Raw genomic sequence first — 13,888 nt, 5'->3', positions numbered from 1 at the left:
CTCTATGTAGCACAAAGGCCGAGCCAAGCGGTGAGCTGCCTCCGCCTGGACCCGGCCACCTGAAGCGGCACGCTTGCTGCAAATGCGCGTCGCTTCAAGCCTTCTTGTCATTCACCTCGGTGAATTCGGCGTCGACTACATCGCCGTCGTCCTTCTTGGCTTCGCCGCCACCCGCGGCGCCACCCGCACCGGCCGCACCCGCGGCACCGGCCGCCGCCTGCGAGTCGGCGTAGACCTTCTCGCCGAGTTTCTGCGAGGCCTTGGCCAGCGCCTCGGTCTTGGCTTCGATGGCGGCCTTGTCGCCGTCCTTCAGCACGGCTTCGGCATCCTTGATCGCGGTTTCGATAGCGGACTTCTCGTCGGCGTCGAGCTTGTCGCCGTGCTCGGCAAGCGACTTCTTGATCGAATGCACCATGGCATCGCACTGGTTGCGCGCGTCGACCAGTTCGCGGGCCTTGTGGTCGTCCTCGGCGTGGGCCGCGGCGTCCTGCACCATGGCCTGGATCTCGGCTTCCGACAGTCCCGAGTTGGCCTTGATGGTGATCTTGTTTTCCTTGCCGGTGCCCTTGTCCTTGGCCGAAACGTGCAGAATGCCGTTGGCATCGATATCGAAGGTGACCTCGATCTGCGGCATGCCGCGCGGCGAGGGCGGAATGTCGGACAGGTTGAACTGGCCCAGGCTCTTGTTGCCGCTGGACATCTCGCGCTCGCCCTGGAGGACGTGGATGGTCACCGCGCTCTGGTTGTCGTCGGCGGTGGAGAAGGTCTGCGCCGCCTTGGTCGGGATCGTGGTGTTCTTCTGGATCAGCTTGGTCATGACGCCGCCCAGGGTTTCGATGCCCAGGCTCAGCGGAGTCACGTCGAGCAGCAGCACGTCCTTGACTTCGCCTTGCAGCACGCCGCCCTGGATCGAGGCGCCGACGGCCACGGCTTCGTCGGGATTGACGTCGCGGCGCGGTTCCTTGCCGAAGAATTCCTTGACCTTGTCCTGCACCTTGGGCATCCGCGTCATGCCGCCGACCAGGATCACGTCGGTGAGGTCGGAGGTCTTGACGCCGGCATCCTTGATGGCGATGCGGCAGGGCGCGATGGTGCGTTCGATCAAATCTTCGACCAGCGCTTCGTACTTGGCGCGGGTCAGCTTCATCGCCAGGTGCTTCGGCCCGGTGGCGTCGGCCGTGATGTAGGGCAGGTTGAATTCGGTCTGCTGCGCCGAGGACAGCTCGATCTTGGCCTTTTCCGCGGCTTCCTTGAGGCGCTGCAGGGCCAGCACGTCGTTCTTCAGGTCGACGCCCTGTTCCTTCTTGAATTCGGTGACCACGTAGTCGATCAGGCGCTGGTCGAAGTCCTCGCCGCCGAGGAAGGTGTCGCCGTTGGTCGACAGCACTTCGAACTGGTGCTCGCCGTCGAGTTCGGCGATCTCGATGATCGAGATGTCGAAAGTGCCGCCGCCGAGGTCATACACCGCAATCTTGCGGTCGCCTTCCTGCTTGTCCATGCCGAAGGCCAGCGCGGCGGCGGTCGGCTCGTTGATGATGCGCTTGACATCGAGGCCGGCGATGCGGCCGGCGTCCTTGGTGGCCTGGCGCTGGCTGTCGTTGAAGTAGGCGGGCACGGTGATCACGGCCTCGGTGACTTCCTCGCCGAGGTAGTCTTCGGCGGTCTTCTTCATCTTGCGCAGCACTTCGGCGGAGACTTGCGGCGGCGCCATCTTGTTGCCGCGCGCCTCGACCCAGGCGTCGCCGTTGTCGGCCTTGACGATCCTGAAAGGCATCAGGTCGATGTCCTTCTGCACTTCCTTTTCCTCGAAGCGGCGGCCGATCAGGCGCTTGACGGCATACAGGGTGTTCTTGGCATTGGTCACGGCCTGGCGCTTGGCCGCGGCGCCGCAGAGGATCTCATTGTCTTCCGCGTAGGCGACGATGGAGGGCGTGGTGCGCGCGCCTTCCGCGTTTTCGATGACCTTGGGCTTGCCGCCTTCCATGATGGCGACGCAGCTGTTGGTGGTGCCGAGGTCGATGCCGATGATCTTGCCCATGATTTTTCCTTTAAGAATGTTGCTCGCCGGGGATGTTCCGCAGCGAATCTCTATGCCTGATATGGGGGTATTGCGGGTGGCTTCAAGCCGCCGGTGCTGCTTTTGCTTTCGAAACCACCACCAGCGCCGGGCGGATCACGCGTCCGTGCAGGGCATAGCCCTTCTGCAGGACGTTGAGCACGGTGTTGGCTTCGGTGGCGGCGTCCGGGGCCTCGATCTGGCTGATGGCCTGATGCTGGTGCGGATCGAACTTCTGGCCGAGCGGATTGATTTCGGCCAGGCCGGATTTCTCGAAGGCCGCGATCAACTGGCGCAGCGTAAGTTCGACGCCTTCCTTGAGATGCTCGGCACTCTGGTTGTCGCTGGCCAGCGCGGCTTCGAGGCTGTCCTTGACCGCCAGCATTTCGCCGGAGAACTTCTCGACCGCGAACTTGCCGGCCTTGCCGATATCGTCCTGGGCGCGGCGGCGCACGTTCTCGGTCTCGGCCTTGGCGCGCAGCCAGGCGTCGTGGTGTTCGGCGGCCTTGAGTTCGGCGGCCTTCAGCAGGTCTTCGAGGCTGGGCATCACCGTGGTGTCGGGTGTCGGCTCGATAGTCGGCTCTGGCGATACGGTGCCGGTATCGGGCAAGGCCTGGGTGTCGGGGTTGGGGGTGCTTGAATTTTCCTGCATGGGTCGGGCTCCTGAAGAAACCCGTCGCATATGAGGGTGAATCCGGCGGCTTCAAGCCCCCGGTGCAAGAATTTAAGAGCCTGTTAACACGGCTCTAAGTGTGGAAGCGGCCGACCGTGCTTTGCAGCTTTTCCGCCAGGGCTTCCATTTCCTGTGCCGCGGCCGCGGTCTGTTCCACGGCGTGGGCGTTGTCGCGCGACATGGCGGCAATCGACTCGATGTTTTGCGCCACTTCACCGCTGACCCGGCGCTGTTCGTCGGTGGCGCTGGCGATGGCGTCCAGCCCGCGGCCGACTTCGGTGACCGACGTGCTCGCGGTGGACAGGACTTCCGCCACGGTTTCCATGGAATTTTGGCTCGAAGCAAGGTGATCCAGGCCGCTTTCGATCGACCGGCGCACCACTTCCGCCTGCTGGGCCAGGGTGTGGGTGACGGTGTCGATTTCGCTGGCGGAAGCGCTCGATTTCTCGGCGAGTTTGCGTACTTCGTCGGCGACGACCGCAAAGCCGCGGCCTTGCTCGCCGGCACGGGCGGCTTCGATCGCGGCATTGAGTGCCAGCAGGTTGGTCTGGTCGGCGATGTCCTTGACCTGGCGCGTCATGTTGGTGATCGATCCGGTGCTCCTGACGAACTCGGTCACGGAATCCGCGATTTCCTTGACCGTGGCTTCGACCTGGCCGACTTCGCCGATCAGGCGCGACAGGCTTTCATTGCCTTCGCCGGAGCGGCGCAGGCTTTCGCGCGACTGCTGATGCACCTTTTCCATGCCTTGGGCGATCGAGCCGATGCTGCCCAGCATCTGTTCGACAGCCATCGCCGCAGCGGAAGACTTCGCGTCCTGCTGCGTCGAACTCGCTGCAACCCGGCCCGCGCTGGCGGACAAGGTATGGGCTGCGGACGAGACCTGGCCGGCGGATTCACTGACATGGCGCACCAGTGCACTGAATTTTTCCATCATGCGGTTGAAGGCTTCGGCGGCGTCGCCGATCTCATCCTTGCTACGGATCTCCAGGCGGCGCGTGAGGTCGCCCTCCCCGCTGGAAATGTCGCGCAGGCCGGCCACCATCTTGTCCAGCGGGGCGGTGATGAAGTTGCGGATGAACAGGTAGATGAATGCGAGCAGGGGAATGCCGACGACCATGGCGGCAATCAGCGACTTGATGCGCTGGGTCGCCACCGCTTCATTGACCTGGTCCAGGGAAATCTTCATGCTGATGGCGCCGAGTACGGACTTTTCGGGCACCTGGTGGCAAGCGATGCAGTCCTTGCCCAGATAGTTCTTCGACGCCAGTGCCGGTCTCACCACACGCAGGTATTCACCCTTCTCGTCGGACTGGACGGCGCTGAATTCCTGGCCGCTGCTCAGAACTTGCCTTTCGATGTCGTCGCTGGCGCCGGCATCCTTCGCGTTGCCCGGGCCGAACATCTTGCTGACATTTTCGCCGCGGATGACCTTGAGGTCGCGAATGATCGACAACTGCTTGATCTGGTCGAGGAAGACTTCACGCTGGCCGATAGTGCCGGTGAGCATCATGCCGGTCAGTCCCGCCATCGTCGCCTCGTGCATCGACAGGGAAAAATCGCGCGCCTGGCCGATCGCGGTCTCCCGGTTGACGTAGCTTTCCCAGAAAATCAACGTCGACCCGGCGATCGTCAGCATCACGCAGATGGCCGCCGTGAGCCGCACCCAGATTTTCAGATCAGAAATACGCGTCATCGCCGTTCCCTTCGAAGGGCCGTCATTCTAGCCGATGACGACGGACCCGCCATGTCAGGGTATTGCCTACGATATATGCGATCTCCTGAGCGCTGCCGACGCCACCGTCTTCGGCAAGAAACAGCCCGCTGGCCCTCATTGCGCCCTGATCGAAGAATGGCAACTGCCCGCGGATCAACGACAAGTCTGCCGCGAAATCTACCTCTGGCTGCGTACCCAGCGCACCAGGCTGGCGGTATCCATGGCGCCGGCCTGGCGCGCGACTTCGCGGCCGTTGCGGAACAGCGCCAGGGTCGGGATCGAGCGGATGCCGAAGCGTGCCGCGAGTTGCTGTTCGTCCTCGGTATTGACCTTGGCCAGGCGGAATTCCGGTTCGAGCTGTTGCGCGGCCTGGGCGAAGGCCGGCGCCATGGTCCGGCAGGGGCCGCACCAGGGCGCCCAGAAATCGACCAGGACCGGGATGTCGGAGCGTCCGATGTGGCTGTCGAAATTCGCCGCACCGAGCTCGATCGGCTTGCCGCTGAACAGGCGCGCCTTGCATTTGCCGCAGGTGGCGCCGTCGGCCAGGCGTTCGGCCGGCAGGCGGTTGGCGGCGTGGCAATGCGGGCAGACGACGATAATCCGTAGCGGCGAGGTCAGCGTCATTTGCTGGCCCGTCCGCTACGCAGGGGATTCATCAGGGGCTCGGACATGATGCACTCCAAATATCAGATGTTACTGATATAAGGCTGCCGATCCCGACTTCAAGTGCCGCGCCGTGGCGCCAGCGTCAACTCTTGGCGCCCAGAGCCTTGGCGCGCCCCGCGGCGGCGGCATCGGCCTGGGCGGCCAGCGGCCAGCCGCCGAGATGGGCCGACACCAGTTGCCCCAGCGCGGCGATCCAGTCGGGCCGCTCATTGACGCAGGGAATGTAGTGGAACTCCTTGCCGCCGGACGACAGAAACGCGGCCTTGCATTCCATGGCTATTTCCTCGAGTGTTTCCAGGCAGTCGGCGACGAAGCCCGGGCAGATCACGTCGACCCGTGCCGTGCCTGCGCGGCCGAGTTTTTCCAGCGTCGGCTGGGTATAGGGCTGCAGCCACTCGGCCTTGCCGAAGCGCGACTGGAAGGTGATCAGGAATTCTTCCTGTGCCAGTCCGAGGGTCTCGGCCAGCAGGCGTCCGGTTTTCTGGCATTGGCAATAATAGGGGTCGCCCAGATCGAGCGAATGGCGCGGCAGGCCGTGGAAGCTCATCACCAGCTTGTCCGGCCGGCCGCCGGCGGCCCAGTGTTCGTTCACGGTCGCCGCCACCGCAGCGATGTAGCCGGGGTGGTCGTGGAACTGCTTGATGAAGCGGAATTCGAGCGGATTGCGGCTGCGCTTGATCCAGTCGGCGACATCGTCCATCACGCTGGCGCTGGCGCTGGCCGCGTATTGCGGATACAGCGGCAGCACCAGCACGCGCTCGACACCATCGCGCTTGAACTGGTCGAGGACCCCGGCGATCGAAGGCTGGCCATAGCGCATGGCCCAGCCCACGACGAGCTCCGGATTGCCGGCTTGGCCTAGCCAGCCCTTGAGCAACTTGGCCTGGCGCTCGGTGTGCACCTTCAGCGGCGAGCCGTCGGGCATCCAGATTCGCGCGTACTTGGCCGCCGATTTCGCCGGGCGCAGGTTGAGGACGATGCCGTTGAGTATCAGCCACCAGACGGCGCGCGGAATTTCGACCACGCGCGGATCCCAGAGAAACTGCTTGAGATAGGGGCGCAATGCCGCTGCCGTGGGTGCTTCCGGGGTGCCGAGATTCACCAGCAGGACGGCGGTACGACGCTGCGCCCCGTGGCTCGGCGCGGGTTCGGCAGCGTAGTGGGGCATCAGGGTATCGAGAGTGCCGACGAAAGCAGCTTGGCGGTGATGTCGACGATCGGAATCACGCGTTCGTAGGCCATCCGCGTCGGGCCGATGACACCGATGGTGCCGACGATTTCGCCATCGACCTCGTAGGGCGCGGCGACCACGCTGCATTCGTCGAGCGGCGCGATGCCGGATTCGCCGCCGATGAACACCTGCACGCCTTCGGCACGGCTGGAGAGTTCCAGCAACTGGGCCAGACCGGTGCGCTGTTCGAACAGATCGAACAGGCGGCGCAGGCGGGTCATGTTCGACGACAGATCCTCGACGCCGAGCAGGTTCTTCTCGCCGCTGATCACGTATTGCGTCGAGGTGTCGGCGATGGCCTGGTTGCCGGCATTGAGCGCGGCGGTCATCAGTTCGGACATGTCGGCGCGCAACTGGCGCAGTTCTTCGACCACGCGCGCGCGCACCTGGTCGAAGTCGAGTCCGAGGCAGTTCTGGTTCAGATAGTTGGCCGCCTCGATGAGTTCGGTCGGGCTGTAGTTGCGCTGGGTGAACAGGATGCGGTTCTGCACGTCGCCGTCGGCGGTGACGATGATCAGCAGCACGCGCTTGTCCGATAGGCTGAGAAACTCGATCTGGCGGATGCGCGGCTGCTGCCGCCGCGGCGCCACCACGACGCCGGCGAAAGCGGTGAGCTGCGACAGCAATTGCGAGGCGTGGCTGATCACCAGTTGCGGCTGGTCGGGCTGGATGGCGTCCTGCATTTCCGAGAGCTCGCTGCTCTTCAAGGGCCGCACCGTCAGCAGGGAATCGACGAAGAGCCGGTAGCCCAATGGCGTCGGCACGCGTCCGGCCGAGGTGTGGGGGCTGGCGATGAAGCCCATTTCCTCCAGGTCCGACATGACGTTGCGGATCGTCGCCGGCGACAGTTCGAGGCCGGAGTATTTCGACAGCGTGCGCGAACCGACCGGCTGACCTTCCGCGATATAGCGTTCGATCAGGGTCTTCAGCAGGGTTTGCGCACGGTAGTCGAGCATGGCATTGATTCTAGCAGCCCGGCAGACGGTCTCCGCATGGACTTCGGCAGGCGGCCGTCAGCAAAAAGCCGGCGGCGTTGTGGTTTAATCGGCGGCATGAACAGCGCATTTCCGACCATCGCCCTGATCGGCAAATACCAGAGCCGGGAGATTGCCGAGTCCCTGCTGTCGCTGGCCGCGTTCCTGCGCCAGCGCGGCGTCGAGGTGTTGCTGGAAGAGGCCACCGCGGCGGCCGTCGGCGCCAACGGTTATTCGGTCGCCGACTACGAGACGATAGGCGTCCGCGCCAGGCTGGCGTTGATTCTGGGCGGCGACGGCACCATGCTCAATGCCGCGCGCAGCCTGGCCCGGTTCGACGTGCCGCTGGTCGGCATCAACCAGGGACGGCTCGGCTTCATGACCGACATCGCCCTGGGCGCGATGATCGAGAGCATCACCGCCTTGCTCGAAGGCAAGTTTTCCCGCGAACAGCGGTTCCTGCTCAATGCCGAGGTGCTGCGCGACGGCGCAGCGGCCTACCAGACGCTGGCGCTGAACGATGTGGTGGTCAACAAGGGCGATATCGGCCGCATGATCGAACTCGAAGTGAAGGTCGACGGCGAGTTGATCCACGTCCTGCGCGCCGACGGCCTGATCGTGTCGACGCCGACCGGTTCCACGGCCTATGCGCTGTCCGCCAACGGCCCGATCCTGCATCCGGCGGTGCCCGGCATCGCCATCGTGCCGCTATGCCCGCACGCGCTGTCGAACCGGCCGATCACGGTCAACGACAGTTGCACGATCGATATCGCTTTGCTGCCGCCGCACGATGCGCGGGTCCATTTCGACGGCCAGACGCGCTTCGACGCCCGTGCCGGCGACGTCGTGCGCATCCGTCGTTCGCACCACAACATCACCCTGCTGCATCCGCCGGGCTACAGCTATTTCGCGATGCTGCGCGAGAAGCTGCATTGGAGCTCGACCCCCCGTCGCTGAAAGCTTATGAATAAATCTACTGCGCGAACCGGATCGGGGATTGGGCGGCTCATTTTGCAACCCCGGCTATCCTCATGTACAACTGCGTACATTCCGGTAGCTGCGCTCCGGCCGCACCCCGCTGCGGCCCAGCGGCTACGCCCCGAAGGAAGTCCCCTTGGGGGACGATTTCTTCATAAGCTTTTCTTCTTCTGAATATGCTGCTGCATCTGACCATCCGCGATTTCGTCATTGTCGACCGTCTCGAACTCGAATTCGGCGGCGGCTTCGGCGCCCTGACCGGCGAGACCGGCGCCGGCAAGTCGATCCTGGTCGATGCGCTGTCCCTGGCGCTGGGCGAGCGCGCCGATGCGACGGTGGTCAGGAGTGGGGCCGAGCGCGCCGAGATTTCCGCCGAATTCGATGTCGCGCCCGGCGGCGGTCTGCAAGCCTGGCTGCAGGCCAACGACTACGACAGCGATGCCTGCCTGCTGCGCCGCGTAATCGACAGCGCCGGCCGCTCCCGCGCCTATATCAATGGCGCCGCGGCGACGCTCGGGCAGTTGCGCGAAGTGGCCGATTTCCTGGCCGACATCCACGGCCAGAATGCCCATCATTCGCTGCTGCGCAGCGACGCCCAGCGCGACCTGCTCGATACCCATGCCGGGGCGCAGGCGCTGGCGCGCGACGTCGCCGCTGCATACGGCGCCTGGCGCGAGGCGCGCGAGGCGCGCCTCGCGGCGGAAAAGGATGTCGAAGCCACGCTGCGCGAGCGCGAACTGCTCGAATGGCAGGTGAAGGAACTCGCGGCGCTGGCCTTCGATGCCGACGCATGGCAGGAAACCGAACAGGAACAGCGCCGCCTGGGCAATGCCAATGCCCTGCTGGAAGGCGCCAGCGCCGCGCTGGCAGCGCTGGAAGAAGGCGAGGCGGCCAGTCTGCCGCTGCTGCAGCACGCCGGTGCCCGTCTGACGGAACTGACCGGCTACGACGTTGCCCTGGGCGAGGCGGCGCAACTTTTCGAGAGTGCGCTGATCCAGCTCGAAGAGTCGGCGCTGGCGCTACGGCGCTATCAGGACCGGCTGGAGCTCGATCCGGCGCGGCTGGATGAACTCGACAACCGCATCGACGCCGTGACCCAGATGGCGAGGAAGCACAGGGTGGCGCCGGAGGAATTGCCCGAGCTGCTGCAGCGGCTGCAGGCGCGTCTGGCGGAACTCACGCTGCGCGCCGACCCGGCGGCGCTGGCCGAGCGGGAAGCCAAGGCGGAAGCGGCGTTCCGCCAGGTGGCGAAGCAGCTTTCGGCCCTGCGCACCAAGACCGCCAAGGCTTTGTCCAAGGCCGTCACGGCCGGCATGCAGGAACTCGCGATGGCCGGCGGGCGCTTCGAAATTGCCCTGGAAGCCTTGCCCGATGGCGCCGCCAGCGGCCTGGAGAGCGTCGAATTCCTGGTCTCGGCCAATGCCGGCCAGCCCTTGCGCGCGCTGGCCAAGGTGGCATCAGGCGGCGAATTGTCGCGTATCGGCCTGGCCTTGCAGGTCATCGCCAGTCAAGCCAATCCTGCCGGTACGCTGATTTTCGACGAAGTCGATGTCGGCATCGGCGGTCGCGTGGCCGAGATCGTCGGCCGCATGCTGCGCGAGCTGGGCAAGAGCCGTCAGGTGCTGTGCGTGACGCATCTGCCGCAAGTGGCGGCGCAAGCCGACTGGCAATGGTCGATCGCCAAGGAAACCAAGGGCGGTGCGACGACATCCTCGGTCAGTGTGCTCGACCGCGACGCCCGTGTCGGCGAGATCGCCCGCATGCTCGGCGGCGAGAAGATCACCGACACCACGCGCCGCCACGCGGCGGAGATGCTGGGTATCGGTTAGCCCGGAACAGCCGGCGCGCCGAGCATGGTGTAGACGCCGGTGGCGATGAACACGCCGGCGGCGATCCAGCGGATCAGGTGCAGCGGCAGGCGCTTGGCCAGCTTCTCGCCGATGATGACGGCCGGCACGTTGGCCAGCATCATGCCCAGCGTGGTGCCCATCACCACGGCGAACAGCGCCCCCTGAAACTGAGCCCCCAGCGCCACGGTGGCGAACTGCGTCTTGTCACCCATTTCGGCGATGAAGAATGCGATCGTGGTGGTGACGAAGGCGCCGGCCGGGTGGATCTTGGGGTCTTCGTCGAGCGAATCCGGATGCAGCGCCCACAGGCCGAAGGCAATGAACACGGCGCCGGTGATCCACGGCAGCCATTGCGGCGCGATCAACTGTGCCAGCCAGACGCCGACCGAGCCGGCCAGGGCGTGGTTGAGCACCGTGGCGACGAAGATGCCGGCGATGATGGCCCAGGGTTTCCTCAGTCGGGCGGCGAGCACGAAGGACAGCAACTGGGTTTTGTCGCCGATTTCGGCGATCGCGACCAGGGTGGTCGCGGTCAGGAAGGCTTCCACGAGGACTTACGTGGAATGCTTGCGGTGCGGACAATCCGGTTTGTTGCACTCGACGTAAAGGTATAGCGCGTGTTCGCGCACCGTGAAGCCGCGCTCTTCGGCAATCTGGTGCTGGCGTTTTTCGATCTCGGCGTCGAAGAATTCTTCGACGCGTCCGCATTGCAGGCAGACCAGGTGGTCGTGGTGTTGCCCTTCATTGAGTTCGAAAATCGCCTTGCCGGATTCGAAATGGTGCCTTTGCAGCAATCCGGCCTGCTCGAACTGGGTAAGCACCCGATACACCGTGGCCAGTCCGATGTCCAGGCCGTCGGCCAGCAGGTGTCGATAGACGTCTTCTGCGGTGACGTGGCGCGGCGAACCCTCGTCCTGCAGTTTGTGGAACAGGTCGAGTATCTTCAGGCGCGGATACGTTGCCTTGAGACCGATGCTCTTGAGATCGTCGGGATGGGTCATAAAGCCTTAGCGTGGCGTCGGGGCCGCTCGGGTAGGTGCAGTGGGGGCGGGCAGCTATGATATAGTTTTCGCGCCCCGATTGGGATAGAAGTCTATTTCAGTAGGAATCGTGCGAGGTACGATTCCTACTGAAATAGACTTCAACAATCGGGAAATGACGCGGCGTGCCAGAATAGGGCGGCCATCAACGACCTGTGGTTTTCCCGGAATTCCCCGATGAAGCGATGCCTGTTGCTACTGCCTTTCCTGGCAGCCTGTTCCAATACCCCGCAGATCACCAACTATCTCACGCCCTATCGTATCGATGTGCGCCAGGGCAACTTCGTGACGCAGGAAATGGTGGCGCAGCTGAAGCCCGGGCTGACCCGTGACCAGGTGCGTTTCATTCTCGGTTCGCCCCTGGTCGCCGACATGTTCCATGCCGATCGCTGGGACTACGTGTATCGCTTCCGTCCGGGGCGCGGCGAGGTGCAGCAGCGGACGATGACCGTGTTTTTCCAGGACAACAAACTGACGCGCGTGGCGGGCGACGTGGTCGCCGAGGAAGCGAGCACGGGCCAGGCGCCGCGCCCGACGACCCAGGTCGTCGAAATTCCGGCACCGGCCAGCGCCGCGGCTGACGCTCAAGAGAAGAAATAGGGCATGGAAAAGATTCGATACGCCATCGCCGGCAGTTCCGGGCGCATGGGCCGCACCCTGATCGAGGCCGTGCAGCAGGATCCGGGCGCCAGCCTGGCCGCCGCGCTGGAGCACGGCAGCAGTCCATTCATCGGCAAGGACGCCGGCGAACTGGTTGGCGCGCCCTGCGGCGTCAAGATCACGGCCGACCTCGATGCCGCGCTGGCGGTCGCCGACTGCCTGATCGACTTCACGCGGCCGGAGGGCACCTTGCAGCATCTGGAGGCCTGCCGTCGCCACAAGGTCAGTCTGGTCATCGGCACCACCGGCTTTTCGGCGCAGGGCAAGCGCGCCATCGAAGAGGCGGCGCAGGAAATTCCCGTGGTGTTCGCGCCGAACATGGCGGTGGGCGTCAATGCCGTATTCCGTCTGCTCGACGTTGCGGCGCGGATTCTCGATGAAGGTTACGACGTCGAAGTGATCGAGGCTCATCACCGCCACAAGGTCGATGCGCCTTCGGGCACCGCGTTGCGCATGGGCGAAGTGGTGGCGGCGGCGCTCGGTCGCGATTTGTCCGATTGCGCCGTGTATGGCCGCGAAGGGCATACCGGCGAGCGGCCGGCGACGCAGATCGGCTTCTCGACCATCCGCGGCGGCGATATCGTCGGCGACCATACGGTCCTGTTTGCCGGCACCGGCGAGCGCATCGAGATCACCCACAAGTCCGCCAGCCGCATGCCTTATGCGCAGGGCGCCCTGCGGGCGGGTCGCTTCATGCACGGGCGCGAGCGCGGCCTGTTCGACATGCAGGATGTGCTGGGTTTGAAGTAAGTCGGGAGCTGCGGTAACCGGCTGCGTCGCATCGCGCGCATTTGCGATGGGCAACGCGACAAGCTATAATCCACAGGTTTGCCGGACGCTATGTGAATCGAGCGGTGTCCGGCTCCGATTGCCGCATTGTCTTGTTCCGGGAGCCCCATCGTGCCTCACTTTCCGCCCGCCCTTCTTGCCCTGGCCGACGGAACGGTGTTTAGAGGCAAAGGCATAGGCGCCAGCGGTAGCAGCGTCGGTGAAGTGGTTTTCAACACCGCATTGACCGGCTACCAGGAAATCCTCACGGATCCGTCCTACGCCCGCCAGATCGTCACCCTCACCTATCCGCACATCGGCAGCTACGGCGTCAATCGCCAGGACTGCGAAGCGGCGTCCGTTCATGCCGCCGGCCTGGTGATCCGAGACCTGCCCTTGCTGGCCTCGAATTTCCGCAGCGAACAGACCCTCGATGCCTGGCTGCGCGCCGAGAACGTGCTCGGCCTGGCCGACATCGACACCCGCAAACTGACCCGCATCCTGCGCGAAAACGGCGCCCAGGCCGGCTGCCTCGTCGCTGCCCACGCAGACGGCGAGCATCTCGATGCCGATGCGGCGGTGGCCCAGGCGCGCGCCTTCCCCGGCCTGGCCGGCATGGACCTGGCGCAAGTGGTCAGCGCCCAGCAGCCGTATCCGTGGCGCGAAGGCGAGTGGGCGCTCGGCAGCGGCTTTGCGCAACCCGGGAACTTCCCTTACAAGGTCGTCGCCTACGATTTCGGCGTCAAGCGCAATATCCTGCGCATGCTGGCCTCGCGTGGCTGCGAACTCACCGTGGTGCCGGCCAGGACGCCGGCGGCGGAGGTGCTGGCGCTCAATCCCGACGGCATTTTTCTGTCCAACGGCCCCGGCGATCCGGAGCCTTGCGATTACGCGGTGGCGGCGATCCGTGAATTTCTCGAAAAGCGCCTGCCGGTCTTCGGCATCTGCCTCGGCCATCAACTGATGGGACTGGCGGCCGGCGGCAAGACCCTGAAAATGAAATTCGGACACCACGGCGCCAATCATCCGGTCAAGGATCTCGAATCCGGGCAGGTATTGATCACCAGCCAGAACCACGGCTTCGCGGTCGACCCCGCCAGCCTGCCGCAGAACGTGAAGGTGACCCACGTCTCGCTGTTCGACGGCAGCCTGCAGGGCATGGCCTGGACCGATCGGCCGGCCTTCTGCTTCCAGGGGCACCCCGAAGCCAGTCCGGGACCGCACGACGTGGCCTATCTGTTCGACCGCTTCATCCGCTCGATGGCCGCGAAATAG

13 protein-coding genes are annotated in these 13,888 nt (G+C 64.7%); 5 read left to right on the top strand and 8 right to left on the bottom strand.

Annotated elements, in window-relative coordinates; translation table 11 throughout:
• Positions 1 to 94: 94 nt before the first annotated feature.
• The 6 genes from dnaK to hrcA form a co-directional block, all read right to left on the bottom strand.
• Complete coding sequence (gene dnaK, locus RMO95_RS13770) at positions 95 to 2,038, bottom strand: molecular chaperone DnaK (RefSeq protein WP_310451206.1); 1,944 nt, start codon at positions 2,036 to 2,038, stop codon at positions 95 to 97.
• Positions 2,039 to 2,120: 82 nt separating this feature from the next.
• Complete coding sequence (gene grpE / locus RMO95_RS13765; RefSeq protein WP_310451205.1) at positions 2,121 to 2,708, bottom strand: nucleotide exchange factor GrpE; 588 nt, start codon at positions 2,706 to 2,708, stop codon at positions 2,121 to 2,123.
• Positions 2,709 to 2,802: 94 nt separating this feature from the next.
• The gene (locus tag RMO95_RS13760) at positions 2,803 to 4,425 is read right to left on the bottom strand and encodes a methyl-accepting chemotaxis protein (protein WP_310451204.1); all 1,623 of its coding nucleotides are present in this window, start codon (positions 4,423 to 4,425) and stop codon (positions 2,803 to 2,805) included.
• A 198-nt stretch (positions 4,426 to 4,623) separates the two neighbouring features.
• Entirely contained in the window at positions 4,624 to 5,070 is a 447-nt protein-coding gene (trxC, locus tag RMO95_RS13755; protein ID WP_310451203.1) for a thioredoxin TrxC, read from the bottom strand.
• A 124-nt stretch (positions 5,071 to 5,194) separates the two neighbouring features.
• A complete protein-coding gene (gene hemH, locus RMO95_RS13750) occupies positions 5,195 to 6,280 on the bottom strand; it encodes a ferrochelatase (protein WP_310451202.1) in 1,086 nt (361 codons plus the stop codon).
• Positions 6,280 to 7,299, bottom strand: a complete 1,020-nt coding sequence (hrcA, locus tag RMO95_RS13745) for a heat-inducible transcriptional repressor HrcA (protein ID WP_310451201.1) — start codon at positions 7,297 to 7,299, stop codon at positions 6,280 to 6,282. The genes hemH and hrcA overlap by 1 nt, the downstream gene beginning before the upstream one ends.
• Positions 7,300 to 7,395: 96 nt before the next feature.
• Between hrcA and RMO95_RS13740 the strand changes: the two genes are divergently transcribed.
• Both RMO95_RS13740 and recN read left to right on the top strand, forming a co-directional pair.
• On the top strand, positions 7,396 to 8,274 hold the full coding sequence (locus RMO95_RS13740; RefSeq protein WP_310451200.1) for an NAD kinase: 879 nt from the start codon (positions 7,396 to 7,398) through the stop codon (positions 8,272 to 8,274).
• A 197-nt stretch (positions 8,275 to 8,471) separates the two neighbouring features.
• Positions 8,472 to 10,124, top strand: coding sequence for a DNA repair protein RecN (gene recN, locus RMO95_RS13735; RefSeq protein WP_310451199.1), 1,653 nt, complete (start codon positions 8,472 to 8,474; stop codon positions 10,122 to 10,124).
• On the opposite strand, the gene RMO95_RS13730 is transcribed toward recN, so the two are convergent.
• On the bottom strand, positions 10,121 to 10,693 hold the full coding sequence (locus RMO95_RS13730) for a TMEM165/GDT1 family protein (protein ID WP_310451198.1): 573 nt from the start codon (positions 10,691 to 10,693) through the stop codon (positions 10,121 to 10,123). The genes recN and RMO95_RS13730 overlap by 4 nt on opposite strands.
• A gap of 6 nt (positions 10,694 to 10,699) precedes the next feature.
• The gene (gene fur / locus RMO95_RS13725) at positions 10,700 to 11,146 is read right to left on the bottom strand and encodes a ferric iron uptake transcriptional regulator (RefSeq protein ID WP_310451197.1); all 447 of its coding nucleotides are present in this window, start codon (positions 11,144 to 11,146) and stop codon (positions 10,700 to 10,702) included.
• A 216-nt stretch (positions 11,147 to 11,362) separates the two neighbouring features.
• Here fur and RMO95_RS13720 point away from each other — a divergent pair, with 216 nt between their 5' ends.
• The 3 genes from RMO95_RS13720 (at position 11,363) to carA (ending at position 13,888) form a co-directional block, all read left to right on the top strand.
• Positions 11,363 to 11,785, top strand: a complete 423-nt coding sequence (locus RMO95_RS13720) for an outer membrane protein assembly factor BamE (RefSeq protein WP_310451196.1) — start codon at positions 11,363 to 11,365, stop codon at positions 11,783 to 11,785.
• A 3-nt stretch (positions 11,786 to 11,788) separates the two neighbouring features.
• Entirely contained in the window at positions 11,789 to 12,595 is an 807-nt protein-coding gene (dapB, locus tag RMO95_RS13715; protein ID WP_310451195.1) for a 4-hydroxy-tetrahydrodipicolinate reductase, read from the top strand.
• Between the two features lie 150 nt (positions 12,596 to 12,745).
• Complete coding sequence (carA, locus tag RMO95_RS13710) at positions 12,746 to 13,888, top strand: glutamine-hydrolyzing carbamoyl-phosphate synthase small subunit (RefSeq protein ID WP_310451194.1); 1,143 nt, start codon at positions 12,746 to 12,748, stop codon at positions 13,886 to 13,888.

Origin of the sequence: Sulfuritalea sp. (genome assembly GCF_031426875.1) — a bacterium.
GTDB lineage: Bacteria > Pseudomonadota > Gammaproteobacteria > Burkholderiales > Rhodocyclaceae > Sulfuritalea.
The sequence above is the reverse complement of the archived record's forward strand: the minus strand, read 5'-3'. Positions and strand labels throughout refer to the sequence as shown.

Excerpts from the sequence above, each read along its gene's own strand:
- hemH (WP_310451202.1), bottom strand. The coding sequence starts at position 6,280 with ATGCCCCACTACGCTGCCGAACCCGCGCCGAGCCACGGGGCGCAGCGT.
- fur (WP_310451197.1), bottom strand. The coding sequence starts at position 11,146 with ATGACCCATCCCGACGATCTCAAGAGCATCGGTCTCAAGGCAACGTAT.
- trxC (WP_310451203.1), bottom strand. The coding sequence starts at position 5,070 with ATGACGCTGACCTCGCCGCTACGGATTATCGTCGTCTGCCCGCATTGC.
- dnaK (WP_310451206.1), bottom strand. The coding sequence starts at position 2,038 with ATGGGCAAGATCATCGGCATCGACCTCGGCACCACCAACAGCTGCGTC.
- grpE (WP_310451205.1), bottom strand. The coding sequence starts at position 2,708 with ATGCAGGAAAATTCAAGCACCCCCAACCCCGACACCCAGGCCTTGCCC.
- recN (WP_310451199.1), top strand. The coding sequence starts at position 8,472 with ATGCTGCTGCATCTGACCATCCGCGATTTCGTCATTGTCGACCGTCTC.
- RMO95_RS13740 (WP_310451200.1), top strand. The coding sequence starts at position 7,396 with ATGAACAGCGCATTTCCGACCATCGCCCTGATCGGCAAATACCAGAGC.
- RMO95_RS13760 (WP_310451204.1), bottom strand. The coding sequence starts at position 4,425 with ATGACGCGTATTTCTGATCTGAAAATCTGGGTGCGGCTCACGGCGGCC.
- RMO95_RS13720 (WP_310451196.1), top strand. The coding sequence starts at position 11,363 with ATGAAGCGATGCCTGTTGCTACTGCCTTTCCTGGCAGCCTGTTCCAAT.
- dapB (WP_310451195.1), top strand. The coding sequence starts at position 11,789 with ATGGAAAAGATTCGATACGCCATCGCCGGCAGTTCCGGGCGCATGGGC.
- hrcA (WP_310451201.1), bottom strand. The coding sequence starts at position 7,299 with ATGCTCGACTACCGTGCGCAAACCCTGCTGAAGACCCTGATCGAACGC.